This is a genomic window from Ruegeria sp. CI8, from assembly GCF_056536865.1.
Window position 1 is genome coordinate 1,726,244 of sequence record NZ_JBQFQL010000001.1, and the last position, 25,732, is coordinate 1,751,975.

A 25,732-nucleotide genomic window follows, 5' to 3' on the forward strand; every position below is an offset into this window, starting at 1 on the left:
GACTCATGAAAATCGGCATACTGCAGACCGGCCACGCGCCCGAACCGCTGGAACGATCGTTCGGCGACTACGACCTGATGTTTCAACAGCTTCTGGACGGCAACGATTTCGAGTTCGTGACCTATGCGGTGGTGGATGATGTGTTCCCCGACAGCGCAAGCGACTGCGATGGATGGGTGATTACCGGCTCGCGGCATGGCGCCTACGAAGATCATCCGTGGATCCCCAAGCTCGAGCAACTGATCCGCGAGATCCAAGCGGCACGGAAACCGTTGATCGGGGTCTGTTTCGGCCACCAGATCATCGCTCAGGCGTTGGGCGGCAAGGTTGAAAAGTTCGACAAGGGTTGGGCGATCGGACGCACGGAGTATGACTATGACGGGCGCAAGGTGTCATTGAACGCATGGCACCAGGATCAGGTGACGGCCTTGCCCGACGGCGCCCAGCTATTGGGTAGCAACGCGTTCTGCAAGAACGCGATGGTTGCCTACGGGGACACGATCTGGACGGTGCAGGCACATCCCGAATACTCCAACGATTTCATTCAGGGCCTCATGGAGACACGCGGTAAAGGCGTGGTGCCCGACGCCCTGATGGACGACGCAAAAACCCGATGGAACGCTCCGGATGACAACGCCAATATCGGGCGTTTCATGGCAGAGTTCCTGAAGAAAGAGAGGGCCTGATGGCCGACTGGACAGACCAACTTCCACAAGCAGCACGGGATTACATCGAAGGGCACCGGCTGGACGAGGTCGAATGCATCATCTCAGACCTGCCGGGGATTGCCCGCGGCAAGGCAGTTCCGGCATCGAAATTCGCCAAGCAGGCCTATTTCCATCTACCCGACAGCATTTTCTACCAAACCATCACTGGTGACTGGGGTGAGGCCGCGGGTGAGGATGGGTTCATCGAACGCGACATGATCCTCAAGCCCGATTTCAGCACGGCCTCGGCGGCACCGTGGACCGGTGACTGGACCCTTCAGGTGATCCATGACGCCTACGACAGGGACGGCGATCCCATTCCGTTCAGCCCGCGCAACGTGCTCAAACGCGTGGTCCAGCTGTACAAGGACAAAGGGTGGAAACCGGTTGTCGCGCCCGAGATGGAGTTCTTTCTGGTTGCCCGCAACGTGGACCCGGCCAAGGGGATCGAGCCGATGATGGGCCGGTCGGGCCGTCCGGCTGCCGCGCGGCAGGCCTATTCCATGACCGCCGTGGATGAATTCGGCCCCGTGATCGACGACATCTATGATTTCGCCGAAGCGCAAGGGTTCGAGATCGACGGCATCACCCAAGAGGGCGGCGCCGGTCAGCTTGAGATCAACCTGCGCCACGGCGACCCGGTCAAGCTGGCCGACGAGGTGTTCTATTTCAAACGCCTGATCCGCGAGGCTGCGCTGCGCCACAACTGCTTTGCCACCTTCATGGCCAAACCGATCGAGGATGAGCCGGGATCGGCCATGCACATCCATCACTCGATCATCGACATGGAGACGGGCAAGAACCTGTTCTCGGGGCCTCAGGGCGGCGAAACGGACGCGTTCTACAACTTCATCGCCGGTCTGCAGCTGCACCTGCCGGCCGGGCTGGCGGTGATGGCGCCCTACGTCAACTCGTACCGGCGCTACGTCAAGGACCATGCCGCCCCGATCAACCTTGAATGGGCGCGCGACAATCGCACCACGGGCATCCGCGTGCCACTGTCAGGCCCCGACAGCCGTCGGGTGGAAAACCGCATCGCCGGTATGGATTGCAACCCCTATCTGGGCATCGCCGTGTCGCTGGCCTGTGGCTATCTGGGGCTGGTCAACCAGGACCGGCCGCGCCGTCAGTTCTATGGCGACGCTTACGAAGGTGACGGCGACATCCCGCAGGTCATGGGCAACGCGCTGGATCTGTTCGACGAGGCCGAAGCCTTGCATCAGGTTCTGGGCCCTGAATTCGCCCGCGTCTACAGCATCGTGAAACGCGCCGAGTACGAGGAGTTCCTGCAGGTGATTTCGCCGTGGGAGCGTGAACACCTGCTGCTGAACGTCTGAACCATGTGCGCCATGAACCTGCTGTACAGCAATGACAAACGCGGCACCTACCCGCCCAGCTGGTATGCCGCCACCGCGCACCCGCGAACCCCGACCGAGCCGCTGCGCGGCGAGGTCACCGCCGACGTTTGCGTCGTGGGTGGAGGGTATACGGGCCTCTCGACCGCGCTGCACCTGGCCGAGGCCGGGTTCAGGGTGGTCCTGCTTGAAGCGCACCGCGTGGGCTTCGGCGCCTCGGGGCGCAACGGCGGGCAACTGGGCAGCGCCCAGCGCATGGATCAGGAAGACCTGGAGAAGCTGGTGGGGCGCGACGACGCGGCCAAGCTGTGGGATCTGGCCGAAGACGCCAAGACGCTGACCAAATCGCTGATCGAACGCCAGGGCATCGATTGCGACTTGAAACCGGGCATCGCCACGTTGGGCTTCAGCGACGGCGAACGGGGCGAATTGCACGCCCACGCCAAGCACCTGAAAACCGCCTATGGCTATGACCAGATCGAGCTTCTGGATGCCGAAGCCGGGCGCGCGCTCTGCCCCTCGCCGGCCTATGCGGGCGGATATCTGGACATGGGCGCGGCCCATCTGCACCCGTTGAACTATGCGCTTGGCCTGGCCGAGGCCGCCTTGGCCGCCGGCCTGACGCTGCACGAAAACACCGAGGTTCTGGGCATCGAGGAAGGCCCGCGCGTCACCGTTCGCACCGAACAGGGTTCGGTCACGGCCGACCATCTGGTTCTGGCTTGCAATGGCTATCTGGGCAACTTGAACCGCAAGGTCGCCGCGCGGGTCATGCCGATCAACAATTTCATCGCCGCGACCGAGCCGCTGGGCGCCGAGGCCGCAAAGGTTCTGACGCAGGACGTGGCAGTGGCCGACACGAAATTCGTGGTGAACTATTTCCGGCTCAGCGCCGATGGGCGGCTGTTGTTCGGCGGAGGCGAGAGCTATGGCTATCGCTTTCCATCCGACATCGCCGCCAAGGTCCGCAAACCGATGACCGAGATCTTTCCGCATCTGCGCGATGTTCGGATCGACTATGCCTGGGGCGGTACGCTGGCCATCACCATGCGGCGGATGCCCTACCTGACACGCCTGGCACCGAACATCCTGTCGGCCTCGGGCTATTCCGGTCATGGGGTCGGCACTGCAACCCATGCCGGACAGTTGATGGCGCTGGCCATCCAGGGCCAGGCCGAAGGGTTCGACACGATGGCCCGCGTGCCTGCCATGCCTTTTCCCGGAGGCTCGGCCCTCCGCAGCCCTCTGCTGGTGCTGGCGATGACTTGGTATGCCCTGCGTGATCGGCTGGGCCTTTGACCCGCAACTTGTGACGGTTCGGTGAAATTTCGCCCAACAGGCGAATGAAGACTTGGTTTGCTCAGCTTTTCATTTTATCTTTTCCAAACATAGAATTTGGGATTATCAAATATGACGCTGCCACCCAACGTCCATGACGCCGAACCGATCCCTGCCGCCGCCAAAGACGCGATCGAGTCCCTGATGCAATCCGGGGACCTGTTCCGCTATACCGCGCCGCAGGACGCGCCGGTTGCTTTGCTTGAGGCAGAGTTCGCCGAGTTGCTGGGCAGCAAATACGCTCTGGCGGTGTCGTCCTGTTCGGCGGCTCTGTTCCTGTCGCTCAAGGCGCTGGGGCTGCCGCGGGACGCGCGGGTGCTGATCCCGGGCTTTACTTTTGCGGCGGTGCCCTCGTCGGTGGTGCATGCAGACTGCGTTCCGGTCCTGTGCGAGGTGGGCGACAATTACCGCATCGACATCGACGATTTCGCGGCCAAGCTCGACGACGTTCAAGCGGTGATCATCAGCCACATGCGCGGCCATACCTCGGACATGGACGCGATCATGGCGCTGTGCGACGCGCGCGACATCCCGGTGATCGAGGACGCGGCCCATTCGCTGGGCACCACTTGGCATGGCCGCAACATCGGCACCATCGGCAAGGTGGGCTGTTTCTCGTTCCAGTCCTACAAGATGATCAACGCGGGCGAAGGGGGCATCCTTGTCACCGACGACGCCGACCTAGTCGCACGCGCCGTAATCATGTCGGGCGCCTACGAGCACAATTGGAAGAAACACAAAGGCCCGCACGGCCAGAATACACCTGATCTGGAGCAAGCTTTTGCGCGATGGCAGAACAAGTTGCCGCTCTACAATCTGCGTATGAGCAATCTCAGCGCCGCGGTGATCCGCCCCCAACTGCCCGAACTGGCGCGGCGGGTGCGGGACGGGCTGGCCAACCACGATTATGTCGCGCAGCGCCTGAACTCCTCACCGCATATCCACGTCCCCGACCCGTTGACACCGGAGCGACGCGCGCCGGATTCGATCCAGTTCAACCTGGTCGATCTGGACAAAGACCAGATCAAGGCATTTGCCGCTGCCGCCGAGGGCCGTGGCGTCAAGGTGCAGGTGTTTGGTCTGAACGAGGACAATGCCCGCGCCTTCTGGAACTGGCAGTTTCTGCCAGAGCAGGTCGAGTTGCCTCGAACGCGCGCAATGCTGATGTCGGCCTGTGACGTGCGTCTGCCGGTGCGCCTGACCCGTGCGGAACTGGATGTAATCGCCGACATCATCCTGGCCTCGGTCGGCGAGGTTACCGCGCCCGAAGTGGCCTTCGGCACCTGACCCCAACACAGGAAAGAAAAAGCCCGGGTTGTCCGGGCCTGTCCGACATCAGCTGAGCTTGGAAAGCTTCTGCTGCAACTCGGCCAGTTGTTTCTTGATGTCGTCCAAGTCTTCTTTGGACTCGGACTTGCCTTCTTCGTCCTTGTCCGGCCCGGACCAATTACCCGACAGCCCGCCTGTCATGGCCTTCAGGAACGCCTGCTGCTGCGCCTGCATTGCTTCGAACCCGGGCATGCTGCTCATGGGGTTCATCGCATTCATGTTTTCCATCATCTTGGCCTGGCTTTCGCGCAGCATCTCAAAGCTGGATTGCAGGAATTGAGGCATCATGCCCCCGCCCGGCACCATGTAGCTGCGCACCAGGTCATTCAGAACGTTCACAGGCAGAACGTTCTCACCCCGGCTTTCATGTTCGGCAATGATTTGAAGTAGATACTGTCGTGTCAGGTCGTCGCCGGTTTTCAGGTCGATGATCTGAACCTCGCGCCCGTCGCGGATGAACCCAGCGATGTCCTCGAGCGTGACGTAGTCGCTGGTCTCGGTGTTATACAGCCGACGGCTGGCATACCGCTTGATCAGCAGAGGTTTATCTTTGTCCGACACCGTTTACCCTCCCCAAGGATGATGCGTTGCAGCAGAGGTTATGCGACTGCAGAACAAAAAGAAAGGGCAGGTCAATGGACCTGCCCTTAGCGATTGCACCAATTTGGGAGGGATGGGTGCGTTTCGCGGATCCTGCTTACTTGGCAGCCGTTGCTTTCTTGGCAGCAGCGGTCACTTCGTTGGTGGCTTTCTTGACGGCCGCGGTGGTTTCTTCCGCAGCTTCTTTGCCAGCAGCCATCAGCAGCTCGACAGTTTCCGACTGAACTTTCTTGGCGATTTCAGCGAAAGCAGCCAGGTTCTCGGCAGCAACTTCAGCCGAAGCGCTGGCGAAATCGGTTGCTGCTTTGGCGTAGTCGGCCGGCTCTGCTTTGGCTTTCGACATCTCGCTCAGCTTGGCCAGAGTTTCCTTGGTCCATTTGTTCGAGATTTCAGCCGATTTCTCGGCAGCTTCCAGAGCAACACCCGACAGCTTTTCGTTCAGCGAAGCGGTCGATTTGAATGCATTTTCAACGGCGGAGGTGTCCACCGGGAACGCGCCCATCATGTCTTTCATGATCGCGGTAAAGTCTTGGGTCTTTGCCATTGTCCTAATCCTTTCAGCCGGTCCGGGCCCACCCCGGGTTTCATCAGCTTGAGGGCAATATGATTGCTGCGTCGCAGCATTTCAAGTTTTTTGTTGCTGCACCGCAGAATTTTTTAGTTTCAATGTGAAATCAAGACTTTGGTTCGGCGACTACATAGGTTCCCGGCGCCGGAGCCAACGGTGGATGGCTCGAATCACCCGGTTCGCGTGCCGGAACCTGCTTGCCAGACCGCTTCTTCAACCAAGCCTCCCAGCGGGGCCACCACGAGCCTTCGTGGAAGCTTGCCTCTTTCATCCAGGTATCGGCACCCGCCTTGAGATCGGGGTTGGTGTAGTGACCGTATTTCTTTTTGCTGGGCGGATTGACGATGCCTGCAATATGTCCCGATTCCGAAACGATGAAGGTTTTGCTGCGCGACCCCATTTTCTGCACGCCGCGATAGCAGTCTTTCCAAGCGGCGATATGGTCCGTCTCGCAGGTGATCGCCATCAACGGCACATCCACATCGCGGACATGCAGCTTGTGGCCCATCAATTCGAACCCGTCCGAGGCGAACTCGTTGCGCTGACACAAGCCACGTAGATACTGCACGGCCATTTTCGCGGGCAGGTTCGCGCCGTCCCCATTCCAGTACAAAAGGTCAAAGGCGGGTGGCGTCTCGCCCAGCATGTAGCTGCGGATCGCCGGTCCATAAACCAGGTCGCGAGACCGAAGGAACGACATCGTGCGCGCCATGATCCATGACCGCAGCACACCTTCCTTGTTCACCTCTTCCTCGATCCCGTCGATGAAATCATTCTGCAGGAAGGGGGTAAACTCGCCCTGATCCGAAAAATCGGTCAGCGCCGTGAAGAACGTGGCGGATTTGATCGACTTGTCACCGCGCTGTTTCAAAAGCGACAGAGTGAGGCTCAAGGTCGTTCCGGCAATGCAGTACCCGACCGCATTGACCTGTTTGACCTTGCAGATCTTCTTGGCCTCTTCGACCGCCGTCAGGAATCCGTCCTGAACGTAGTCTTCCATTCCCGTTTCGGCATAGCTGGCATCCGGATTGACCCAGCTGACGACGAACAAGGTATAGCCCTGATCGGTGATCCACTTGATCAGGCTGTTCTGTGCCTTCAGATCCAGGATGTAGAACTTGTTGATCCAGGGCGGGAACAGAACGACGGGGGTTTCATAAACCGTCTCAGTCGCAGGACTGTACTGGATCAGTTCCATCATCCGATTTCGATAGACGACTTCTCCGGGTGTTGTGGCCAGGTTGCCGCCCACCTTGAACGCGTTTTCATCCGCCAGCTTGACGATCAGCTCGCCATCATTGGCTTCGAGATCGGCAACAAGATTCTCCAGCCCCTGGATCAGCGACTGGCCATCGGTTTCTATCGCCTTCTGCAGAGCGTCGGGGTTGGTCGGCAGGAAATTCGTCGGCGACATCATGTCGACAATCTGCTGCGAGAAGTATTTCAGCCGCCGCTTGTCCTTGGCGTCCAAGTCCTCGACCGACTCCACCGCGTTCGCGATGGCTTCGGCATTGGTCAGGTATTGCTGTCGGACGAGACGGAAATAGGGGTTCGTATCCCACAGCGGGTTCGAGAAGCGTTTATCCTTGCTCGGAGCCTCGTCCGCTTCGCCTTCACCCGCCAGCAGGGCCTGCTGCGCCGCAGCAAAATTCAGGACGGACTTGCCCCAGTATTCCAGCTGTTGTTCCAACAACTTGGCCGGGTTCTGCAGGGCCTCGGCCCAATAAGCAGTTGCTGCTCTTGCAAAAAGTTCCTGATTCGGGCCGTCCAGCGCGGGAGTATGAGCTTTTTTCGACGCCATCACCTCGATCAGCCGCTTGGACAGATCTTCGACTTTCAGCATGTTTTCCTTAAGGCGTTCAACGTGTTCGTCGCTTAAGTCGGGCATGTGGCCTTCACTTGTTGTCATTTTAACAAATCCCCCCTAACCTCGCTGCTGTGCAGAATATCGTCGTGGGCACCGGGGGGCAAAGCGACGAATGGTCCGAACTCTCAGGCTGACATTTAGGAGGCCATTCCCGTGCGTTACATGATGACCTACGACCTGATGGAAACCATGCGCAACACCAACCAATGGCTTGGTGCAACCGCAAGCGCGATGGCGTCCTACCCCCAGTTTTCCATGATCCCCAATCCGGCATTCAACTGGATGGCCGCGTGGGGCGAAGTAACCGAACGCACGTTTCAACGCATGGTCGTGAAACCCGATTGGGGTATCCGAACGTTTACCTGCGAAGACGGCAAAGATCATCTGGTGGATGTCACCTCCGTGCTTGAACGCCCGTTTGGCGATCTGGTCCACTTTCGCGTGAATGGCCGCAAAGAGCAACCGCGCAAGGTGCTGTTGGTTGCGCCGATGTCCGGACACTACGCCACCCTGCTGCGCTCGACCGTCAAGAGCCTGCTGGTCAATTGCGAAGTCTATGTGACCGATTGGCATAACGCGCGCGACATCCCCGTGTCCGAAGGCAAGTTCGATGTCGAGGACTACACCCTTTACCTTGTCGATTTCATGAAGGAGCTGGGGCCGGACACGCATGTCGTCGCTGTCTGCCAGCCCGCGCCCCTGACCCTTGCGGCGACGGCGTACCTTGCCGAAACCGACCCAAAAGCGCAGCCCAGCACGCTGACGCTGATCGGTGGCCCGGTTGACCCTGATGCGACCCCGACCGAAGTCACCGATTTCGGCCGCCGGGTGACCATGGGCCAGCTTGAGGAAACGATGATCCAGCGGGTGGGCTTCAAATACAAGGGCGTGGGACGCATGGTTTATCCCGGGCTTCTTCAATTGGCATCCTTCATGTCGATGAATGCCGAGCGCCACGGCAAGGCTTTCTCCGACCAGATCCAGCGCGTCATGCGGGGTGAGGCGTCGGATCATGACGCCCACAACCGTTTCTACGATGAATATCTGGCCGTGATGGACATGACGGCAGAGTTCTACCTCTCGACGGTCGAGCGGGTGTTCAAGAACCGTGAGATCGCCCGGAATGAGTTCATCGTGGCTGGCCACAAAGTCGACATCGGCAAAATCACGGATGTGGCGGTCAAGACGGTCGAAGGCGCCAATGACGACATCTCGGCCCCCGGTCAGTGTATCGCGGCGCTGGACTTGTGCACCGGCCTGCCCGACAGCAAGAAGGCCAGCCATGTCGAACCCGGCGCGGGCCACTACGGTATCTTCGCCGGACGCAGTTGGCGTGACAATATCCGCCCGCTGGTCATAGATTTCATGAACGAAAACAGCCGCAAACCGCGCCGCCGCGCGGCCAACAGCAACAAGGTTGCTTGATGTCCGCAGACCCGGCGCCTGCCCTTCCGTTTGCCTGCAACTGCGGTAAGCTTAGCGGCGAGATCACGGCCAAAGGGGTGTCCAGCGGCACCCATGTCGTCTGTTTCTGCCCAGATTGCCGCGCCGGACAGCTGTATTTTGGTCAACCTGACCCCGCACCCGGGCCGGCCGATATTTTTCAGATGTCGCCCGAATATATCCGCATCACCAAAGGCGCCGAGAACCTGGCCGTGATGCGGCTAGGACCCAAAGGTCTGTTTCGATGGTACGCCAAATGCTGCAACGCGCCTGTGGCTACCACCACCAGCAGCATGAAATTCCCCTTTGCCGGATTTGATGTCGCCAGGTTTTCCGATCCATCCCCTCTGGGGCCTGTGAAGACCCGCGCCCATGTCCCGCAGGCGAATGGGAAATGGAAACACGAGAATGTGGCTCCTGCTGTTCTCGGCATGATCCGCAGAGTCATTTCGGCGCGCCTTTCCGGTCGTTGGAAGCAGACTCCGTTCTTCGACGTCGCAACCGGCAATCCGGTTGTGGCTCCGCATGTCATCAGCCTTGAAGAACGCAAGGCGCTGTACGACTAGAAAGCCCGCACGGGTATGTCCAACCAGTCGGACAGCGCGTCGGTGGTTTCACTCGGCGCTTCAAGCGTTGGTAGATGCCCCGCCATGTCCACCACATGCAAGGCTGCACCGGGGATCAACTCGGCCATGAAACTGTGTTTTCTGACCGGCGTTAAAGTGTCGTGTGCCCCGCACAGAACCAAGGTCGGCATCTTTATTCGCCGCAAGGTGCCCTGCTGATCCGGGCGGCGCTGCAGAGCGCGCATTTGGCGCACGAACAGTTCCGGTCCCAGCTCCAGCGCCATTTCCAGCATGTCGTTCAATATCGGGATCCGCTGCGGTCCGGGGGCCAGCGTGTCCGAACCCAGAACCTTGCGCATGACATCCTCAAGACGGCCAGCCTGTGCCGCAACGATCAGCTCTTCGCGGTCAGCGGCGATCTGGGGGGTATCGGCCTGCGCATCCGTCGCCATGAGGCAAAGGCGGGTCACGCGTTCCGGGGCGCGGCGCACCAGTTCCAGCGCGACAATGCCCCCCATGCTCAGACCAGCCAACGCAAAGCGGTGCGGCAACTGGTCCAAAAGCGCCGAGGCAATCTCTTCGATCCGATCACCGCCTCCGATCGGCGCGACCATTACCGGCCGGGTCTGAGACAGCCGGGTTGTCTGTGGCTGAAACAGCCGTGCATCGCACATCAATCCTGGCAACAAGACCAGCGGCTCGATCACGCAGGGCCTCCTTGTACTGGCCGATCGGCTCGGCCGTTTTGTTGATCAGGATGAGAGTTTCGGCGCAGACGGGCAAGAAAAACTTTAAGGATAGCGGATTGCGCGAAATTCGGGAAAGTCCGCATAGCGCCGCCGGCGTTCGCTCAGAGTCTCATCCGGATCGGCACCGGCCCTGAGCAGACTGCCACGGGGCGCAATGTAGCTGTCGATCCGGCGCAGCGGGGTGGGCCGCCACACCAGATTGAAGGCGCAGAGTTTGGGAAAGAACCAGATCTCGGAATAATCCAGATGATCGTGCATCCACCAGGCCAGATCGCGCCAGTCCCTGCCTTGTGCGTAACGGTCGGCAAACCATGGGATCACGATCGAGGCTCCGGCAATTCGCGCCTCGCCTGTGCCGCGGTCCCAGATGTGGCATTCAAGGGGATGATCGTTGCGGGCGCAATTCAACTTGTTCTCGTTTCCAAACCGGTTCAGCGAGGGCGACCGGTATCCAGACCGGACGGCAACACGCCCGAATGTTTCCTCCAACGGGTCCAGAAGGGTTTCGCAAAATGCACGGCCGGTTTCGATGGCAAGACCCGGGTTGTCCGGCAGGTTCTGTTTTTCGTGAAAGCTCCCGATCTCGGAATACAGGAAATCGCGCATGAAGAAATGGCGCGACAGGCGCACGCGGCCCAAGGTCTCGAGGCTCCACATGCTGCCTGGTCTGCGCATATTCAGTACCCGTTCCAGCGAAAGGCCCCATCCGGCGCGAGGGCCGAGTACGGGTTGAACGCAACTTCCCAGATCGTGCCATCCGGTGCCCGAAAGTACCCATGGTGCCCACCCCAGAACACGTCCGAGGCTGGTTTCAGGATTTCGGCCCCCGCTGCCTCGGCAGTTTGCAACAGTTCGGCGACACCCTCCTTGGATCGGCAATTGTGGCTGAGCGTCATCGCGCCGCGACCCAGGGTTTCAACGCCAACCCCGATTTCTTCGGCCAGCGCGGTCAATGGGTACAGACCCAGCGTCTGGCCGATCAGGTCAAAAACGATCACCCCGTCCGGGCTGTCGGTGCGGCGCCAGCCCAGCGCCTCGTAAAAGCGGGCTGCGGCTTCGGGATCTTCGGCCCCGATCGTGATCAGGCTGACGCGTTGCTCCATCACTCCACCCCAAAACCGTTCAGCCATTGCAGAATACCTGCCACCGTCGCATCGGTCTGCCCCGGCGACATCAGCCGTCCGGCAATGACGTGCGATTGCGGGTCGTCACCCGACCCCATAGTTACGGTCTGAACGGTCGCAGGTGCCCCCCAGTCTTCTGCAACTTTGTGAGTCAGGTCGGGCCGAACCACCTGATCGTCATCCGAGAACCAGAACAGAGCCGGCACCAGTGCGCCCGAAAAATCCAGCTCGTAGACGGTATCGACCAGCACTGACATCGGAACCACCGCCTCCCACGGATAAGAGGACGACCAGTACAGGTTCTTTTCCGGATCAGGGCCCGACACGTCGCGGGTTTCGCCCATCAGCAACGGCAGCCAGCTGCGCGCCCACGGCAGCGACGGGATCCAGGATCCGGCCGCCTGCACCCCGAAATTGGGCGAGATGAACACCATCCCGACCACGTCCTTGCTCAGTTCGGGGTCCAGCGCCGCGGCTGCCGCCAGGGTTCCCCCGGTCGAGGTCGAGATCACGATAACCTTGTCGCCCACGGCGCGGGCGGCGGCCAGGCCTTCGGCCATGTCCCGCATCCAGCCCGAGGCCGTCCCTTCGTCCATTGCCAGCCCGTCGCGCCCGTGCCCCTGCAGGCGCGTATAGACCAGATTAGCCTCCAGTGCCTCGGCGATCCTGTCGGGCACCGGGCGGATTTCCTCGGACGAAGCCGAGAACCCGTGGACATAAAGCACCGAATAGGGCGTGCGCCGTTCCTTGAATCCGTCCTGCCAGATCACCCGCTTTTCGACACCCGGCACGATATCATCATAGGCGGACTCGATGCTTTCGAAATAGACCTGAACCCCCTCGCCGAACTTGCGCGGATCGAACCGCGGGTGCAGATCCACCTCTTCGCGCGGGCCGAACCAATAGATCAGCCCGCCGACCACCACCAACGCCAGCAAGGCCCGCCCGAGAAACTGCCCCAGCCGCCGCATCAGTTGGCCCCCATCACGTCGCGAACCGCATCCTCGATCAGCCCCAGACACGGCCCGTCCGAAAACCGGTGATCCGCATCCTTGACCAGCAACAGCCGCATGTCCGGACCGCTGGCATGGTCGAGCAGCCGTACCGCCGTCTCGGTGGAAACCGCCGTATCCGCTGTGCCTTGCAGGAACCGCACCGGAAACGGCAGGTTCAAGGGCGACCGCAACACCAGCCGCGTCCGCCCATCCTCGATCATCCGCTTGGTGATGATGTAAGGCTCCATGTAGTCCGAGGGCAGTTCAACATGCCCGACCGTCTCCAGCGCCTGTTTCTGTTCGTCGCTGAACGAGGCCCAATAGCCGTCCTCGGTGAAATCCGGCGCCGCAGCGATGGTGACCATCCCCGCGATCCGCTGGGGCATGGCCCGCGCCAGCAGCAACGCCTGCCACCCGCCCATGGACGAACCCACCACAATCAGCGGCCCTTCGGTCAGCGCTGAAACCGCCGCAACCGTGTCCTCATGCCAATCCCCGATGCACCCCTCCTCGAACTGGCCGGAACTTTCGCCATGCCCGGAATAGTCGAACCGCAGATAGGCCTGCCCACGTGTCCGCGCCCAGTCCTCGAGATGCACCGCCTTGGTGCCCTCCATGTCCGACTTGAGGCCACCCAAGAAAACGACCGTGGGGCCCGCCCCTTCGCTCTTGTGATAGGCCAGCCGCCGCCTCTGTGGCGTATCCAGAAATGTCGTCGCTGCCATGAAATCCTCACATGCTTTTCCAGCATCATGCACGCGCCGCGTCCAAGTGCAATTCCCGCCCTTCCGTCATCTGGCGGCAGATATCCCGCGGCACGCTTGGAGCAGAGCCCTCTGCCCGCCAACGCTTGACACAGCCACCACCACCTGCCAAACGGACCCGACACCATAACCCGCAACCGGGCGTTCAGTGGGCGCCAAACCGACGAGGAGAGCCAGACCATGGCCCTGGATTCAAAATCCGTCTCTCTTACCTTCCCTGATGGCAATTCCCGATCCTACGCGGCAGGCGTCACGCCGGCCGAGGTCGCTGCCGACATCTCCACCTCGCTGGCGAAAAAGGCCATCTCGGCCACCGTCAACGGCCAGCATTGGGACCTGCAGTGGCCCATCGAACAGGATGCCGAAATCGCTCTCCATACGATGAAGGACGAGGCCCAGGCCAACGAGCTGATCCGCCACGACTTCGCCCACGTGATGGCCCGCGCGGTGCAGGAAATCTGGCCCGACACCAAGGTCACCATCGGCCCGGTCATCGAAAACGGCTGGTATTACGACTTCGACCGCGCAGAACCCTTCACGCCCGAAGATCTCGGCCTCATCGAGAAAAAGATGAAAGAGATCATCAACAAGCGCGATCCCGTCACCACCGAGATCTGGGACCGCGAGCGTGCCATCGCGTTCTACAAGGCCAACAACGAGCCCTACAAGGTCGAACTGATCGAGGCGATTCCGGGTGACGAGCCGGTGCGCATGTATTGGCACGGCCATTGGCAGGATCTCTGCCGCGGCCCGCACCTGCAGCATACCGGCCAACTACCCGGCGACGCGTTCAAGCTGATGTCCATCGCCGGCGCCTACTGGCGTGGCGACAGCAACCGCCCGATGCTGCAGCGTATCTATGGCGTTGCCTTCACCGGCAAGGAAAAGCTCAAGGCGCACCTGCACATGCTGGAAGAGGCCGCCAAGCGCGACCACCGCAAGCTGGGCCGCGAGATGGACCTGTTCCACATGCAGGAAGAGGCCCCGGGCCAGATCTTCTGGCACCCCAACGGCTGGACCATCTACACCCAGCTTCAGGACTATATGCGGCGTGCCCAGCACCGCGGCGGCTATGTCGAGGTCAACACCCCTCAGGTGGTCGACCGCAAGCTGTGGGAACGCTCGGGCCACTGGGACAAGTACCAGGAAAACATGTTCATCGTCGAAGTCGACGAGGAACACGCCCGCGAAAAGGCCGTGAACGCGCTCAAACCGATGAACTGCCCCTGCCACGTGGAAATCTTCAAGCAGGGCCTGAAATCCTACCGCGACCTGCCGCTGCGCATGGCCGAATTCGGATCCTGCGCGCGCTACGAACCCTCGGGCGCGCTGCATGGCATCATGCGGGTCCGCGGCTTTGCCCAAGACGACGCGCATATCTTCTCGACCGAGGACCAGATCGGCGATGAATGTGCCCGCTTCATCGGGTTTCTGACCGATGTCTACAAAGATCTGGGTTTTGACAGCTTCAAGGTCAAATTCTCGGATCGCCCCGAACAGCGCGCCGGCTCGGACGAGGTCTGGGACAAGGCCGAAGAAGCCCTGCTGACCGCAACCCGCGCCGCGGGGGTCGAGCCGGAACTGAACCCCGGCGAAGGCGCCTTCTATGGGCCGAAGCTGGAATTCGTCCTGACCGACGCGATCGGGCGTGACTGGCAGTGCGGCACCTTCCAGGTGGATTTCGTCCTGCCCGAACGGCTGGACGCCACCTATATCGGCGCCGATGGGGCCAAACACCGTCCGGTGATGCTGCACCGCGCCTGCCTGGGGTCGTTCGAAAGGTTCATCGGCATCCTGATCGAAGAACACGCCGGCAAACTGCCGTTCTGGCTGGCGCCGCGCCAGGTCGTCGTGGCCTCGATCACCTCCGAGGCCGATGACTATGTTCTGGAAGTGGTCGAAACGCTCAAGGCTGCCGGTGTCCGGGCCGAGGCCGACATCCGCAACGAGAAAATCAACTACAAGGTCCGCGAACATTCCGTCGGCAAGGTCCCGGTGATCCTGGCCGTCGGCCACCGCGAGGTCGAAGAGCGCACAGTCAGCGTACGCCGTCTGGGCGAGAAGCAGACCCAGGTCCAGCCGCTTGACGCTGTAACAAAAGAGCTGGCGCACGCGGCAACGCCCCCTGATCTTCTGTAACAATCGGCACAGTCTTGCCGCCAATCCGGCCCCCAGCACGGGGCCGGATTGAAACATTTCTGGATTTCCTAATTTATTACAGTGTGTTAACTTGCAAGGGGCATTAACGCTCCCTGACACAGCCGTGAGACACGGGCTCGTGAATTCAACAGAGCAGTGTCAGCCGTTACCTTTGTCACTGTCACAAGCAGACATACGCAATCACGAAAAGGATTACCTGAGATGTCGAACACCGCCAAAACCCTCGTAATCGCAAGCGCCGTTGCCGCAGCCGTTGCGGGCTCTGCAACCACCGCCGCCGCTCAGGCCAAAGAAAAATGCTATGGCGTATCGCTGGCAGGCCAGAACGACTGCGCCGCCGGACCGGGCACCACGTGTGCCGGCACCTCGACCGTGGACTACCAAGGCAACGCCTGGACGTTGGTCGATGCGGGCACCTGCGCCGACATCGAGCTGCCCAAATCCGCGGACGGAACGCCCCGCAAAGGCTCGCTCGAGCCGCTGGAACGCGATCTGCCGGCATAAGGCACGGGAAGGAATGTCAGGGGCGGGCTAAACCAAACAGCCCGCCCTGTTTCTTGCTGAGAAGGATCACGCGATGTTGGATGACGCCCGCAGAATGCAACGGCTGCCCGCCGCGCCCGGGGTCGGCTACAAGCCACAGCATTATGCCGAAATCCTTGCGCAGCCCGGGCCAGTCGGTTGGCTGGAAATCCACGCAGAGAACTACATGGGCGACGGCGGCCGACCGCTGGCGCAGCTACGCCACCTGTCCGAACGGTTTCCCATCTCGGTGCACGGCGTGGGCCTGTCCATCGGTGGCGAAGCCCCCTTGGACGCCGAGCATCTGGCCCGCCTGAAGCATCTTGTCGGCTGGCTGAACCCGGCCAGCTTTTCGGAGCATCTGGCATGGTCCACCCATGACAGCCAGTTCCTGAATGATCTGCTGCCCCTGCCCTATACCGACGCCACACTGGCTCGCATCTGCGATCATATCGATCAGGTGCAGCAGGCGGTGGGCCGGCGGATGCTGCTGGAAAACCCGTCCAGCTATCTCGCTTTTTCCGAAAGCACGTGGTCTGAACCCGACTTCTTGCGCGAGGTTGCGCGCCGGACCGGATGTGGCCTGCTGCTGGACGTCAACAACGTGTTCGTCTCGGCCACCAATCTGAATTACAGTCCGCAGGCCTATATCGACGCCTACCCTCTGGACAAGGTTGGCGAGATCCACCTTGGCGGCCATGACGAGGATCAGGACGATCACGGCCAACCCCTGCTGATCGACAGCCACGGCCGCGCCGTCGTCGATCCGGTCTGGGCGTTGCTGGATTATGTGCTCGACCAGTCAGGCCCCAAACCCGTGCTGATCGAATGGGACAATGACGTTCCCGACTGGCCCACCTTGCGCGCCGAGGCCGAGCGCGCGCAATCCGCGCTGGACCGGATCCCGGCATGAGCGTTTCGCAATCAGAATTCCGGGCGGCTCTGCTGGACCCGGCAGCCCCCGTGCCCGAGGGGCTGCTGGACGACCAGGCCCGCCCCGCCGGGCGCCGTTTCAGCGTCTACCGCAACAACGTGGCCGTGTCGCTGACCGAAGCCATGCACCAGGCATTTCCGGTCATCACCAAGCTGCTGGGTCCGCAGAACATGGACGGTCTGGCCGGGATCTATCTGCGTCGGAACCCGCCGACCTCTCCGCTGATGATGTTTTATGGCGAGAACTTCCCCGAATTCCTCGCCGACACCGAGCAACTGGCGCATCTTGGCTATCTGCCCGACGTGGCACGGCTGGAGCTGGCCTTGCGCCGGTCCTACCACGCCGCCGACAGCCAACCGATCGCGCCCGACGCGCTGGCCGCCCTGCCGCCCGAAGACCTGATGCAGGCCCGGCTGGGCTTTGCCCCGGCCATGCAGTTGATCCGGTCCGACTGGCCCATCCACTCCATCTGGCGGTTCAACACCGAAGACGGCGCGCCAAAGCCTCAGCCCGGTGCGCAGGACGTGCTGATCACGCGCCCCGAATTCGACCCGTCGCCACACCTGCTGCCGCCCGGCGGGGTCGACTGGATCACCGCCATGCAGGCCGGCCAGACCATTGGTCAGGCCTTCGAGGCAACCACCGCCCGGACGCCCGCGTTCGACCTGGGAACCACCCTGGCACTGCTGTTGCAGGGCAGTGCAATTACTTCAATGACTATCGAAAGGCCGGAAACATGACTGCCCTGATCTCTATGCATAATTCCGCACTTGGAAAGCTGGACCACGCCTCGAACTGGCTGACACCGACCGTGGCGCGGCTGACTTTCATAGCGGTTCTTCTGGTCTATTACTGGAACTCGGCCATGACCAAGTTGGGCAGCGGGTTTTTCGGGTTCCTGTTCCCCTCGGATGGGGCCTATGTCCAGATCTTCCCCAAGGCCATGGAGGCCGTCGGCTACGACAGCTCGCAGCTAGGGTTCTTTACCTGGCCCGTTGCCGTCGCCGGAACCTGGGCCGAATTCATCCTGCCTGCGTTGCTTCTGGTGGGGCTGCTGACCCGCATTGCCGCCCTGGGCATGATCGGGTTCGTCTGGGTCCAGACCTTCACCGATGTCACAGGGCACGGGGTCAAGCTGGGCGGTCTGTTCGACAACACCATCACCCTGATGGATCAGCGGGTCATGTGGACCTTCCTGTTCGTGGTGATCGTGATCAACGGCGCGGGCCCGCTCTCGCTCGACCGGGTTCTGCGCCTGAAATGATCTAGAAATGCGCTTTGGGTTCGTCCGGCTTGCCCGCGGCGATCCCAAGCAGCCCGGCGACGCCGGCGAAGGCAATCGGGAACATGGTGAACACGCCGAAGCCAAAGGCATAGTACATCCCCGCCGCGGAAATCAGCAACAACACACCGGCCAACAGAGCACGCGCATGCGCCATGGCCCCCCCGGCAATCGCCAGCAACGGCGCCAGAAGCGATGCTGTCTTGATAAGCTGGGGGTTTTCCACCTGCTCTGCCAACCCCTCGATCTCGCCGTAACGATCCACAAGCTCGACAAACCCGTACCCAAAAAAACCGACGATCATTCCGACCAGACCGGCAATGACACCCAATATCATGGCTGCGTTTCGCATGAATTATTCCTGATTGTTGCGCCGGTTCAGATAGTCACCCGATCAAGCAATGCCAAGGGCTGCGCAGGTTTGCGGGGTCCAGCCCAGGAACAAGTGACCGTCACGTTCGATCAGCGGACGCTTCATCAGGGCAGGATGATCCGCCAGCAGTTCCAGCGGTGGTCGCGAGCGTTGATCGTCGTCCAATCCACGCCAGGTTGTCGAGCGGGTGTTGAGCAAGGCTTCGCCGAACTGGTTAAACGCTTTGGCCAGCACCTCCGAAGGAACACCCGCACCTCGGACATCAATGAATTCGGCATCAGGCAGTGATTTCAATGCCTTACGGCAGGTATCGCAGGTCTTCAGGCCAAAAAGGCGCATGATGTATCTACTCCGGTCGTTGCAGCAATTTCGGGCAAAACGAATAGGTTAACCCAGTATTCCTTGATTTTTTACTTCACCGTGCAATGTTGAAAAAGGCGAAACACACAATTTACGCCGTCTCGTTCGTTCGGAACTGCGTGGGTTTGTGGTCGCTTTGACTATGCCCTGCCGATTTGCTGGGTGACGCGCAAGGAGAAGGAGACACGGGAAATGCCAACCGGCACCGTGAAGTGGTTCAATACGACCAAAGGCTATGGTTTTATTGCCCCCGATGAAGGGGGTAAGGATGTGTTTGTGCATATCTCGGCCGTAGAACGATCCGGCCTGACCGGACTCGCCGACAATCAGAAAGTCTCGTACGAGTTGCAGGACGGACGTGACGGCCGCCAAATGGCGGCTGATTTGAAGCCATTGTAAAAGGGCCCGCCAACTGGCGGGTGCGACGAAACAAGGTCAACGGCCAATTGACAGGCCGTTGTCCACCCTCTTCCCGGATAGTCTAACCTCGCGTCGGGTCGGCCTCGTTGCGGTTTGTCCAGTTATCGCCCATGGCCACAATGCAGGACGTCCCGGTCGCATAGGTTACGACAAGGGTCCAGTCACCGCGACGGCTGGTCCACACCTCCATGATCTGCTCGGGTCCCCGAACACCGGAGGCGGTCTGCTGCGCCCCGAATTGGTGGCGCAGTTTGTCATGCATCCGCGCCGTGGGCTCACAGATCACCTCGGCGATTGGCGACTTTGCGTAGGCCGGCTGGCACAGCAACAAAGCGATCGCCGCAGTTCTAAACATCAAGCTGAACGTCATGCCCAAAGTGTAACAGGATCATGACAATCCGAACAGGTGGCGATCAGCCTTCGCGGATCACCGCTTCGAACTCGCGCCATTCGCGCGCGGTCATGCCCGAGTTTTCCTGCGTCACCTGCTCGCCCTTCAGCATCCGACGCAGCGCTTCGACCATCTGCGCCGACAGGTTGACCGCACCCAGCCGATAGTCCTCGAACGCCTTGTACGCGAACGGTACCCAGTCGGCCACGATCTTGCACATGGTTTCGGCATAGACGCGGATCTCGTATTGCGCATGCGGATCTGCCCGCAGGCGCAGGAAGTGGAACAGATTGTGCAGGTCCACCTTCCAATACCACTGCGTGTAGATGTTTGCCGGCAGGTTCATCCGCGCCAGTTCGCGCGCCAGACCCTGCTGGCCATCCTGGCCGATCATCGCTTCGTAATTGTCGTAGCAGCGGGCGCTGTCGGCCTTGAGAATGTCCAGTACGCGCGCAGCCTCTTCGCCCTGCAGCGCCTCGCCCCGCCCCTGATTGTTGATCGCTGATTGCGCCGCAAGCTGATCCGGCGCGGGAATGTAGAATTCTCGGTCTAGGATCGAATAGCGGGCCGAGTATTCGTTCACGTTGGCCGTCCGGTGGCGGATCCACTGACGGGCCACGAAGACTGGCAGTTTCACGTGCAGTTTCACTTCGCACATCTCGAACGGGGTCGAATGCCAGTGGCGCATCAGATAGCGGATCAACCCCTCGTCATTCTGTACGGACTTCGTACCTTTGCCATAGGACACGCGGGCCGCCTGGCAGATCGCAGCATCATCGCCCATATAGTCGATGACCCGCACGAATCCGTGGTCCAGAACAGGATGCGCAGTGTAGAGGTGCTGTTCCATACCCGGAGCCACAACACGGCGGGTCGACTGCGTTTGTGCGCGTTGCTCTTCGATCTCGGCCAGTTGTTCGGCAGACAGCGGCATGGACATACCTCGTTTTTGAAATGAGTCGCCAACCACTATATATCGGCAACATCAGCACTGAAACCGCCATATGTGTGCTGCGTCGCGCATTTTTCGGTTTCTCTGCGACCGCCCCCTCGACACGCCCCTGCAGCGCGCTAAGCTGCACACAATCATCAACACCGAAAGGATCGCCGAGATGGGGCTGAGATACCTCCACACCATGGTGCGCGTGAAGGATTTGGAAAAATCCATGGCCTTCTACAAGCTGCTGGGACTCCAGGAAACCCGCCGTTACGACAGCGAGGAAGGGCGGTTTTCGCTGATCTTCATGGCCCCTCCGGGTCAGGAGGACAGGCCGATCGAGCTGACATGGAACTGGGATGGCGATGAGGGTTTGCCAAGCGACAGCCGCCATTTCGGCCACCTAGCCTATGGGGTCGACAACATTTACGAGACCTGTCAGCACCTTGCCGACAATGGCGTCGTCATCAACCGCCCTCCCCGCGATGGGCGTATGGCGTTCGTGCGCTCGCCTGACAACATTTCGGTTGAACTGCTGCAGAATGGCGATGCCTTGCCCCCGGCCGAACCTTGGGCCAGCATGGAAAGCACCGGCCACTGGTGATCCACTGGCTGACAGGATTGGGGCTGGCCGTTCTGGCCAGCTCTGCTGAGGCCCAAAACTGCCGGCTGGCCTTGGCGCTTGCTTTGGACATCTCCGTTTCGGTCGACGCCAAAGAAGACGCCCTGCAGCGGCAGGGCCTGGCTTCAGCCCTGATCGCTCCTGAAGTCCGGAAAGCGTTCTTTTCCTCGCCGCTGCCCGTAGCCCTGACGGTTTATGAGTGGAGCGGTCGCGACGCCCAGTACATCGTCCTTCCCTGGCGCCTGATCGAGACCGAGGCTGATCTGCTTGTTGCGGCGAAACAGGTGAGCGAGTCCCAAAGATCTGACAGCGGCTCGGCCACTGCCATGGGATATGCCCTGGCTTTCGGGGCCTCTCTGATGGAGCAGGCTCCGCAATGCCTGTTTCAAACGATTGACCTGTCCGGGGACGGCTCGAACAATGACGGCTACGGTCCGCAGATCGCCTATCGCCACTTTCCCTTCGACCGCATAACCGTGAATGGGTTGGTCATAAATGCGGCGGATTTCGAAGGGGAGCTGTTCCTCATCCCGTTTTTTGAGAACAACGTCTTGCATGGGCCAAACGCCTTTTTGGAAATCGCGCAAGGGTTCGAAGACTTTGAGCGCGCCATGCGACGCAAGCTGGAACGGGAATTGACCAGCCTTCAGGTCGGCGCGTTGGGGCGCAACGCAAAATGATTACCCGTGCGCTGGCTCTGTGTTGTTTGGCCTTGGGCAGCCCGGCCGCTGCTCAATGCCGGCAAGCCCTGGCGCTTGGGTTGGATGTTTCCGGCTCAGTCGACAGCAACGAATACCGGCTTCAATTGGACGGCTTGGCCGCTGCATTGCAACGGCCGGAGGTGAAACGGCTGATCCTGTCGAATCCCGAAGCCCCCGTTCGGATCGCCGTTTTCGAATGGAGCGAAGCAGGTTTCCAGCGGCTGTTGGTCGGCTGGACCGACATTCGATCCCCGACCGATTTGTCCGGGATTGCGCAACGTCTGCAATCCACGCGTCGGTCATCGGCACCACAGGGCACAGCGGTGGGGTCTGCCATGCAGTACGGGGCTGATTTGTTGGATACCCAAGCCGATTGCTGGAAGCGGACGCTGGACCTCTCAGGAGATGGCAAGCACAATGTCGGCCTCCATCCCCGAGAAGCCAAAGCCCAACTGCAGGCAACCGGCATCACGATCAATGGGCTTGTGATCGGAGCCGATGATCCCAGCACCGGGGACAAGCGGTATGTGCAAATCGGAGAGTTGTCGGCCTATTACAACGCTTGGGTCATTCTGGGGCCCGGAGCCTTCGTCGAAACCGCTTTGGGATTTGAAGCCTACGAAGACGCGATGACGCGCAAGCTGATCAGAGAGCTGGATTCGCTGACCCTGTCCCAAGTTTTGCCATTGAACGGCGGTAGTCAGTAGATGTACCGGATCTGATCCGTCCAATACCGTTCAACCCGGCGCAAAGCGCTGGTAATCTCTTCGATCCCTTCGGTGCCAAGGACACCTTTGGCCTGCAGCCCTTCGGCGTGCCGCGAGAAGAGATCGGCCACGATGTCACGGATTTCCCGCCCCCGAGGTGTCAGACGCACCCGCACCGAACGTCGGTCAATCTCGCATCTCTGGTGATGCATGAACCCCATCTCGACCAGTTTCTTGAGGTTGTAACTGACATTGCTGCCTTGATAATAGCCGCGGCTTTTGAGTTCACCGGCAGTCACCTCGTGGTCACCGATGTTGAACAGCAGCAGCGCCTGCACCGCGTTGATTTCCAGAACGCCGACCCGCTCGAACTCGTCCTTTATGACGTCCAGAAGCAACCGATGCAGACGTTCAACCAATGCCAGCGCCTCAAGATAGCTGGACATGAACCCTTTGGTTCCGGGTGCGGAGACCTGCAATTCCAAACTCATCCGATCCTCCGATTCAATCGCGCCGTTCAGGAAACTTTGACGCGAAATCCCGAAGAATCTGTTAAGTCTGTTTTGCCATTATTTTTGAAATACTTGCGAGATATCGAAGATCATGCTCGCGTAGTGTTCAGGGGCGGCGACCTGCCCGGTTACCCATTGGTAGAGGTCCTGATCGTTTTCGTGCAACAAAGCTTCGTACAGGTCCAATTCGGTCGCAGACATCCGCTCAAGCCGCTGGTCGGCATAGGCAGACAGAATTATGTCCATTTCCTTGATGCCGCGCCGCATCGACCGCATCTTCAGCCGCTTGATCCGGATGTCGTTCATTCGCCTTTCTCCAGCTTCAGCCGCAGCGTTTTCTCGACCCGCGCAAGGCGCTCGGAACTGGCGCGCATCTCACCTCGGATGGCGCGCAACTCCGCGACCAGCGGTGCCAGCTCCATATCCGCGGCTTCCGCGATATCCGGAGCATCCATGCCCTCGCCTTCACCGGTTAGCAGCCACATGATCGACACGTTCAACATACCTGCCATCATCGACAGCTTGTTGGCGCGCGGTTCTGACAGGTCATTCTCCCAGGCCACCACAGTGGACTTCTTGACACCCAGCCGGCGGGCCAGTTGGGTCTGGGTCATACCGGCGGCTTCGCGCGCGCCGGCCACGCGGTCTCCGAATGTCGCGGCCTCGGGTCCGAACCAGTCGGTTTCGTCGCTCATCAAACTCTCCAGTTCTTCAAAAGCATATCGCTTGATCGTGTTTCGGCGGCACCCTATGACAGTCCTGAGCAACATACAAACCGGGGCCCACCATGAGCTTTCTGTCTGCGACACTGTCGCGCGTCAAACCTTCGCCGACCATTGCCATGACGGCCAAAGCCGCCGAGTTGAAGGCCGCCGGACGGGACGTCATCGGCCTCAGCGCAGGTGAGCCCGATTTCGACACGCCGCAGAACATCAAGGACGCAGCCGTTGCCGCAATCGCCGCCGGTAAAACGAAATACACCGCGCCTGACGGCATTCCCGAGCTGAAACAGGCCGCTTGCGCCAAGATGAAACGTGACCACGGGCTGGACTACACGCCCGCACAGATCTCGGTCGGAACAGGTGGCAAGCAGACGCTGTACAATGCGCTGATGGCGACGATGAATCCGGGCGACGAAGTTATCATTCCCGCCCCCTACTGGGTCAGCTATCCGGACATGGTGCTGCTTGCGGGCGGTTCGCCTGTCGTGGTTGAGACCACACTGGAAAACAGCTTCAAGCTGACCCCAGACCAGTTGGAAGCCGCAATCACGCCAAACACCAAATGGTTCATCTTCAACTCGCCGTCGAACCCGACCGGCGCAGGGTACAGCCGCGCCGAACTCAAGGCTCTGACCGATGTTCTGATGCGGCATCCTCATGTCTGGATCATGTCGGACGACATGTATGAACACCTCGCCTATGACGGGTTTGAGTTCTGCACGCCAGCCGAAGTCGAACCCGGGCTGTATGATCGCACGCTCACGTGCAACGGTGTCTCCAAGGCCTATGCCATGACTGGTTGGCGTATCGGCTATGCCGCAGGCCCTGTCGAGCTGATCGCGGCCATGCGCAAGATCCAGTCGCAATCCACGTCGAACCCTTGCTCGATCAGCCAGTGGGCCGCGGTCGAGGCCTTGAACGGCACCCAAGTCTTCCTTGCCCCGAACAATGAAACTTTCAAACGCCGACGCGATCTTGTGGTCGGGATGCTGAACCAGATTGACGGCATCACCTGCCCCACTCCCGAGGGCGCATTCTACGTCTATCCGTCCATCGCCGGGTTGATCGGCAAGACCACGCCGGCCGGCACGGTCATCGACACCGACGAGGCCTTCGCGACTGCCCTATTGGAGGAAGCCGACGTAGCCGTAGTGTTTGGAGCGGCGTTCGGCCTCAGCCCCAATTTCCGCGTCAGCTACGCGACTTCAGACGAAGCCTTGACCGAGGCCTGCACCCGCATCCAGCGGTTCTGCGCGTCCCTGAGCTAAGACCGAGGTTCAACATGTCCGCAGCACTGCCCGAATATTACTTTCGCGTCCGCGAGAACGGCGCGGTCGTGTTCAAGATCGACACGGAGAACCGGCAGCGCCGGATCGAAATGGACCAGATCGCGGTGATCAACATCCGCAACGGCGAGGTCAAGCCGCATGGTCAGGGTACCCTGACCGAAGCGGACAAAACCGAAATCGCCCGTTGGATGGACGAACGCAAAGCCCTGCTTGCGCGGCGCGACGTCGACGACATCCACCGCACGATCGATCACCTGAACCTGACCACGCAATGGGCCCAGTCCAAGGCGACCGATACCCAATTGGAAGACATCACGGACCGGTTGCTGCTGGCGATGCACGACTTGCGCACGGTACTGGTGCGCAAGAAGGCCGACCGGCTGGAGAAGGGTTGA

The 25,732-nt window shown here is 60.5% G+C and carries 32 protein-coding genes; 17 read left to right on the forward strand and 15 right to left on the reverse strand.

Features of this window, described 5'->3' with window-relative positions:
• The first annotated feature begins 5 nt into the window (after positions 1-5).
• The 4 genes from ACR0DA_RS08525 to ACR0DA_RS08540 all read left to right on the forward strand — a co-directional run bounded on the left by ACR0DA_RS08525 (position 6) and on the right by ACR0DA_RS08540 (position 4,687).
• On the forward strand, positions 6-686 hold the full coding sequence (locus ACR0DA_RS08525; protein WP_170337836.1) for a type 1 glutamine amidotransferase: 681 nt from the start codon (positions 6-8) through the stop codon (positions 684-686).
• Positions 686-2,044, forward strand: a complete 1,359-nt coding sequence (locus ACR0DA_RS08530; RefSeq protein WP_170338296.1) for a glutamine synthetase family protein — start codon at positions 686-688, stop codon at positions 2,042-2,044. Before ACR0DA_RS08525 ends, ACR0DA_RS08530 begins: the two co-directional genes overlap by 1 nt.
• A 12-nt stretch (positions 2,045-2,056) precedes the next feature.
• Positions 2,057-3,361 (forward strand): NAD(P)/FAD-dependent oxidoreductase, encoded by a 1,305-nt coding sequence (locus tag ACR0DA_RS08535; protein WP_480753599.1) that lies wholly within the window; start codon positions 2,057-2,059, stop codon positions 3,359-3,361.
• Between the two features lie 111 nt (positions 3,362-3,472).
• Complete coding sequence (locus ACR0DA_RS08540; protein WP_170372206.1) at positions 3,473-4,687, forward strand: DegT/DnrJ/EryC1/StrS family aminotransferase; 1,215 nt, start codon at positions 3,473-3,475, stop codon at positions 4,685-4,687.
• 48 nt (positions 4,688-4,735) lie between these two features.
• Here ACR0DA_RS08540 and phaR read toward each other — a convergent pair whose 3' ends face one another.
• The 3 genes from phaR to ACR0DA_RS08555 form a co-directional block, all read right to left on the reverse strand.
• Positions 4,736-5,290 carry a polyhydroxyalkanoate synthesis repressor PhaR gene (phaR, locus tag ACR0DA_RS08545; protein ID WP_170363106.1) on the reverse strand — a complete coding sequence of 185 codons (555 nt, stop codon included), beginning with the start codon at positions 5,288-5,290 and terminating at the stop codon, positions 4,736-4,738.
• A 136-nt stretch (positions 5,291-5,426) separates the two neighbouring features.
• Positions 5,427-5,873, reverse strand: coding sequence for a phasin, PhaP (locus ACR0DA_RS08550; RefSeq protein ID WP_170338288.1), 447 nt, complete (start codon positions 5,871-5,873; stop codon positions 5,427-5,429).
• A 130-nt stretch (positions 5,874-6,003) separates the two neighbouring features.
• Complete coding sequence (locus ACR0DA_RS08555) at positions 6,004-7,806, reverse strand: PHA/PHB synthase family protein (protein ID WP_480753601.1); 1,803 nt, start codon at positions 7,804-7,806, stop codon at positions 6,004-6,006.
• A gap of 111 nt (positions 7,807-7,917) precedes the next feature.
• Here ACR0DA_RS08555 and phaZ point away from each other — a divergent pair, with 111 nt between their 5' ends.
• Positions 7,918-9,189 carry a polyhydroxyalkanoate depolymerase gene (phaZ, locus tag ACR0DA_RS08560; RefSeq protein ID WP_170337826.1) on the forward strand — a complete coding sequence of 424 codons (1,272 nt, stop codon included), beginning with the start codon at positions 7,918-7,920 and terminating at the stop codon, positions 9,187-9,189.
• Complete coding sequence (locus ACR0DA_RS08565; protein ID WP_480753603.1) at positions 9,189-9,773, forward strand: DUF6151 family protein; 585 nt, start codon at positions 9,189-9,191, stop codon at positions 9,771-9,773. Before phaZ ends, ACR0DA_RS08565 begins: the two co-directional genes overlap by 1 nt.
• Here ACR0DA_RS08565 and ACR0DA_RS08570 read toward each other — a convergent pair.
• The 5 genes from ACR0DA_RS08570 to ACR0DA_RS08590 form a co-directional block, all read right to left on the reverse strand.
• Positions 9,770-10,480: an alpha/beta fold hydrolase gene (locus ACR0DA_RS08570; RefSeq protein ID WP_480753604.1), complete on the reverse strand. Its 711-nt coding sequence runs from the start codon at positions 10,478-10,480 to the stop codon at positions 9,770-9,772. The two genes, ACR0DA_RS08565 and ACR0DA_RS08570, sit on opposite strands and share 4 nt — an antisense overlap.
• A gap of 84 nt (positions 10,481-10,564) precedes the next feature.
• On the reverse strand, positions 10,565-11,179 hold the full coding sequence (locus ACR0DA_RS08575) for a hypothetical protein (protein ID WP_480727433.1): 615 nt from the start codon (positions 11,177-11,179) through the stop codon (positions 10,565-10,567).
• A 20-nt stretch (positions 11,180-11,199) separates the two neighbouring features.
• Positions 11,200-11,625, reverse strand: a complete 426-nt coding sequence (locus tag ACR0DA_RS08580) for a VOC family protein (protein WP_480753923.1) — start codon at positions 11,623-11,625, stop codon at positions 11,200-11,202.
• On the reverse strand, positions 11,625-12,617 hold the full coding sequence (locus ACR0DA_RS08585; RefSeq protein WP_480753606.1) for an alpha/beta hydrolase: 993 nt from the start codon (positions 12,615-12,617) through the stop codon (positions 11,625-11,627). The genes ACR0DA_RS08580 and ACR0DA_RS08585 overlap by 1 nt, the downstream gene beginning before the upstream one ends.
• On the reverse strand, positions 12,617-13,366 hold the full coding sequence (locus ACR0DA_RS08590) for an alpha/beta hydrolase (RefSeq protein ID WP_480753607.1): 750 nt from the start codon (positions 13,364-13,366) through the stop codon (positions 12,617-12,619). The genes ACR0DA_RS08585 and ACR0DA_RS08590 overlap by 1 nt, the downstream gene beginning before the upstream one ends.
• Positions 13,367-13,585: 219 nt before the next feature.
• Here ACR0DA_RS08590 and thrS point away from each other — a divergent pair, with 219 nt between their 5' ends.
• The 5 genes from thrS (at position 13,586) to ACR0DA_RS08615 (ending at position 18,285) form a co-directional block, all read left to right on the forward strand.
• Positions 13,586-15,544, forward strand: a complete 1,959-nt coding sequence (gene thrS / locus ACR0DA_RS08595; protein WP_093962560.1) for a threonine--tRNA ligase — start codon at positions 13,586-13,588, stop codon at positions 15,542-15,544.
• Positions 15,545-15,766: 222 nt separating this feature from the next.
• Positions 15,767-16,069: a BufA1 family periplasmic bufferin-type metallophore gene (locus tag ACR0DA_RS08600; protein ID WP_005982123.1), complete on the forward strand. Its 303-nt coding sequence runs from the start codon at positions 15,767-15,769 to the stop codon at positions 16,067-16,069.
• 73 nt (positions 16,070-16,142) lie between these two features.
• On the forward strand, positions 16,143-17,000 hold the full coding sequence (gene bufB / locus ACR0DA_RS08605; RefSeq protein ID WP_480753608.1) for an MNIO family bufferin maturase: 858 nt from the start codon (positions 16,143-16,145) through the stop codon (positions 16,998-17,000).
• Entirely contained in the window at positions 16,997-17,761 is a 765-nt protein-coding gene (locus ACR0DA_RS08610) for an HvfC/BufC family peptide modification chaperone (protein WP_480753609.1), read from the forward strand. Before bufB ends, ACR0DA_RS08610 begins: the two co-directional genes overlap by 4 nt.
• Positions 17,758-18,285: a DoxX family membrane protein gene (locus ACR0DA_RS08615; protein ID WP_480753611.1), complete on the forward strand. Its 528-nt coding sequence runs from the start codon at positions 17,758-17,760 to the stop codon at positions 18,283-18,285. The genes ACR0DA_RS08610 and ACR0DA_RS08615 overlap by 4 nt, the downstream gene beginning before the upstream one ends.
• Position 18,286: 1 nt before the next feature.
• Here the strand turns inward: ACR0DA_RS08615 and ACR0DA_RS08620 are convergent, their stop codons facing one another.
• Both ACR0DA_RS08620 and ACR0DA_RS08625 read right to left on the reverse strand, forming a co-directional pair.
• A complete protein-coding gene (locus ACR0DA_RS08620) occupies positions 18,287-18,655 on the reverse strand; it encodes a hypothetical protein (RefSeq protein WP_170338267.1) in 369 nt (122 codons plus the stop codon).
• Positions 18,656-18,697: 42 nt separating this feature from the next.
• A complete protein-coding gene (locus ACR0DA_RS08625; protein WP_480753613.1) occupies positions 18,698-19,015 on the reverse strand; it encodes an ArsC/Spx/MgsR family protein in 318 nt (105 codons plus the stop codon).
• 213 nt (positions 19,016-19,228) lie between these two features.
• Between ACR0DA_RS08625 and ACR0DA_RS08630 the strand changes: the two genes are divergently transcribed.
• Positions 19,229-19,435 (forward strand): cold-shock protein, encoded by a 207-nt coding sequence (locus ACR0DA_RS08630; RefSeq protein ID WP_008758035.1) that lies wholly within the window; start codon positions 19,229-19,231, stop codon positions 19,433-19,435.
• An 82-nt stretch (positions 19,436-19,517) separates the two neighbouring features.
• Here ACR0DA_RS08630 and ACR0DA_RS08635 read toward each other — a convergent pair whose 3' ends face one another.
• Positions 19,518-19,811: a hypothetical protein gene (locus tag ACR0DA_RS08635; RefSeq protein WP_170358496.1), complete on the reverse strand. Its 294-nt coding sequence runs from the start codon at positions 19,809-19,811 to the stop codon at positions 19,518-19,520.
• 58 nt (positions 19,812-19,869) lie between these two features.
• On the reverse strand, positions 19,870-20,781 hold the full coding sequence (thyX, locus tag ACR0DA_RS08640; RefSeq protein WP_093962566.1) for an FAD-dependent thymidylate synthase: 912 nt from the start codon (positions 20,779-20,781) through the stop codon (positions 19,870-19,872).
• A gap of 178 nt (positions 20,782-20,959) precedes the next feature.
• Here thyX and ACR0DA_RS08645 point away from each other — a divergent pair, with 178 nt between their 5' ends.
• From ACR0DA_RS08645 to ACR0DA_RS08655, 3 genes are read left to right on the forward strand one after another with little or no spacing between them, the layout of a single operon-like run.
• Positions 20,960-21,388, forward strand: a complete 429-nt coding sequence (locus ACR0DA_RS08645) for a VOC family protein (RefSeq protein WP_170337804.1) — start codon at positions 20,960-20,962, stop codon at positions 21,386-21,388.
• Positions 21,385-22,086 (forward strand): DUF1194 domain-containing protein, encoded by a 702-nt coding sequence (locus tag ACR0DA_RS08650; protein WP_480753615.1) that lies wholly within the window; start codon positions 21,385-21,387, stop codon positions 22,084-22,086. Before ACR0DA_RS08645 ends, ACR0DA_RS08650 begins: the two co-directional genes overlap by 4 nt.
• Positions 22,083-22,814: a DUF1194 domain-containing protein gene (locus ACR0DA_RS08655; protein ID WP_480753616.1), complete on the forward strand. Its 732-nt coding sequence runs from the start codon at positions 22,083-22,085 to the stop codon at positions 22,812-22,814. The genes ACR0DA_RS08650 and ACR0DA_RS08655 overlap by 4 nt, the downstream gene beginning before the upstream one ends.
• Here ACR0DA_RS08655 and ACR0DA_RS08660 read toward each other — a convergent pair.
• The 3 genes from ACR0DA_RS08660 to ACR0DA_RS08670 all read right to left on the reverse strand — a co-directional run bounded on the left by ACR0DA_RS08660 (position 22,808) and on the right by ACR0DA_RS08670 (position 24,021).
• Complete coding sequence (locus ACR0DA_RS08660; RefSeq protein ID WP_093962569.1) at positions 22,808-23,305, reverse strand: MarR family winged helix-turn-helix transcriptional regulator; 498 nt, start codon at positions 23,303-23,305, stop codon at positions 22,808-22,810. The two genes, ACR0DA_RS08655 and ACR0DA_RS08660, sit on opposite strands and share 7 nt — an antisense overlap.
• A gap of 78 nt (positions 23,306-23,383) precedes the next feature.
• Positions 23,384-23,632, reverse strand: a complete 249-nt coding sequence (locus ACR0DA_RS08665; RefSeq protein ID WP_170338258.1) for a succinate dehydrogenase assembly factor 2 — start codon at positions 23,630-23,632, stop codon at positions 23,384-23,386.
• The gene (locus ACR0DA_RS08670) at positions 23,629-24,021 is read right to left on the reverse strand and encodes a helix-turn-helix domain-containing protein (protein ID WP_170363091.1); all 393 of its coding nucleotides are present in this window, start codon (positions 24,019-24,021) and stop codon (positions 23,629-23,631) included. Before ACR0DA_RS08670 ends, ACR0DA_RS08665 begins: the two co-directional genes overlap by 4 nt.
• A gap of 92 nt (positions 24,022-24,113) precedes the next feature.
• On the opposite strand from ACR0DA_RS08670, the gene ACR0DA_RS08675 reads away from it, so the two are divergent.
• Positions 24,114-25,316, forward strand: a complete 1,203-nt coding sequence (locus ACR0DA_RS08675) for a pyridoxal phosphate-dependent aminotransferase (protein ID WP_170390516.1) — start codon at positions 24,114-24,116, stop codon at positions 25,314-25,316.
• Positions 25,317-25,330: 14 nt separating this feature from the next.
• On the forward strand, positions 25,331-25,732 hold the full coding sequence (locus ACR0DA_RS08680; protein ID WP_093962573.1) for a hypothetical protein: 402 nt from the start codon (positions 25,331-25,333) through the stop codon (positions 25,730-25,732).

Coding starts and splice junctions, on each gene's coding strand:
- ACR0DA_RS08525 (WP_170337836.1), top strand. CDS start 6: ATGAAAATCGGCATACTGCAGACCGGCCACGCGCCCGAACCGCTGGAA.
- ACR0DA_RS08530 (WP_170338296.1), top strand. CDS start 686: ATGGCCGACTGGACAGACCAACTTCCACAAGCAGCACGGGATTACATC.
- ACR0DA_RS08535 (WP_480753599.1), top strand. CDS start 2,057: ATGAACCTGCTGTACAGCAATGACAAACGCGGCACCTACCCGCCCAGC.
- ACR0DA_RS08540 (WP_170372206.1), top strand. CDS start 3,473: ATGACGCTGCCACCCAACGTCCATGACGCCGAACCGATCCCTGCCGCC.
- ACR0DA_RS08550 (WP_170338288.1), bottom strand. CDS start 5,873: ATGGCAAAGACCCAAGACTTTACCGCGATCATGAAAGACATGATGGGC.
- ACR0DA_RS08555 (WP_480753601.1), bottom strand. CDS start 7,806: ATGACAACAAGTGAAGGCCACATGCCCGACTTAAGCGACGAACACGTT.
- ACR0DA_RS08565 (WP_480753603.1), top strand. CDS start 9,189: ATGTCCGCAGACCCGGCGCCTGCCCTTCCGTTTGCCTGCAACTGCGGT.
- ACR0DA_RS08575 (WP_480727433.1), bottom strand. CDS start 11,179: ATGTGGAGCCTCGAGACCTTGGGCCGCGTGCGCCTGTCGCGCCATTTC.
- ACR0DA_RS08580 (WP_480753923.1), bottom strand. CDS start 11,625: ATGGAGCAACGCGTCAGCCTGATCACGATCGGGGCCGAAGATCCCGAA.
- ACR0DA_RS08585 (WP_480753606.1), bottom strand. CDS start 12,617: ATGCGGCGGCTGGGGCAGTTTCTCGGGCGGGCCTTGCTGGCGTTGGTG.
- ACR0DA_RS08590 (WP_480753607.1), bottom strand. CDS start 13,366: ATGGCAGCGACGACATTTCTGGATACGCCACAGAGGCGGCGGCTGGCC.
- thrS (WP_093962560.1), top strand. CDS start 13,586: ATGGCCCTGGATTCAAAATCCGTCTCTCTTACCTTCCCTGATGGCAAT.
- ACR0DA_RS08600 (WP_005982123.1), top strand. CDS start 15,767: ATGTCGAACACCGCCAAAACCCTCGTAATCGCAAGCGCCGTTGCCGCA.
- bufB (WP_480753608.1), top strand. CDS start 16,143: ATGTTGGATGACGCCCGCAGAATGCAACGGCTGCCCGCCGCGCCCGGG.
- ACR0DA_RS08610 (WP_480753609.1), top strand. CDS start 16,997: ATGAGCGTTTCGCAATCAGAATTCCGGGCGGCTCTGCTGGACCCGGCA.
- ACR0DA_RS08615 (WP_480753611.1), top strand. CDS start 17,758: ATGACTGCCCTGATCTCTATGCATAATTCCGCACTTGGAAAGCTGGAC.
- ACR0DA_RS08620 (WP_170338267.1), bottom strand. CDS start 18,655: ATGCGAAACGCAGCCATGATATTGGGTGTCATTGCCGGTCTGGTCGGA.
- ACR0DA_RS08625 (WP_480753613.1), bottom strand. CDS start 19,015: ATGCGCCTTTTTGGCCTGAAGACCTGCGATACCTGCCGTAAGGCATTG.
- ACR0DA_RS08630 (WP_008758035.1), top strand. CDS start 19,229: ATGCCAACCGGCACCGTGAAGTGGTTCAATACGACCAAAGGCTATGGT.
- ACR0DA_RS08635 (WP_170358496.1), bottom strand. CDS start 19,811: ATGTTTAGAACTGCGGCGATCGCTTTGTTGCTGTGCCAGCCGGCCTAC.
- thyX (WP_093962566.1), bottom strand. CDS start 20,781: ATGCCGCTGTCTGCCGAACAACTGGCCGAGATCGAAGAGCAACGCGCA.
- ACR0DA_RS08645 (WP_170337804.1), top strand. CDS start 20,960: ATGGGGCTGAGATACCTCCACACCATGGTGCGCGTGAAGGATTTGGAA.
- ACR0DA_RS08655 (WP_480753616.1), top strand. CDS start 22,083: ATGATTACCCGTGCGCTGGCTCTGTGTTGTTTGGCCTTGGGCAGCCCG.
- ACR0DA_RS08660 (WP_093962569.1), bottom strand. CDS start 23,305: ATGAGTTTGGAATTGCAGGTCTCCGCACCCGGAACCAAAGGGTTCATG.
- ACR0DA_RS08665 (WP_170338258.1), bottom strand. CDS start 23,632: ATGAACGACATCCGGATCAAGCGGCTGAAGATGCGGTCGATGCGGCGC.
- ACR0DA_RS08670 (WP_170363091.1), bottom strand. CDS start 24,021: ATGAGCGACGAAACCGACTGGTTCGGACCCGAGGCCGCGACATTCGGA.
- ACR0DA_RS08675 (WP_170390516.1), top strand. CDS start 24,114: ATGAGCTTTCTGTCTGCGACACTGTCGCGCGTCAAACCTTCGCCGACC.
- ACR0DA_RS08680 (WP_093962573.1), top strand. CDS start 25,331: ATGTCCGCAGCACTGCCCGAATATTACTTTCGCGTCCGCGAGAACGGC.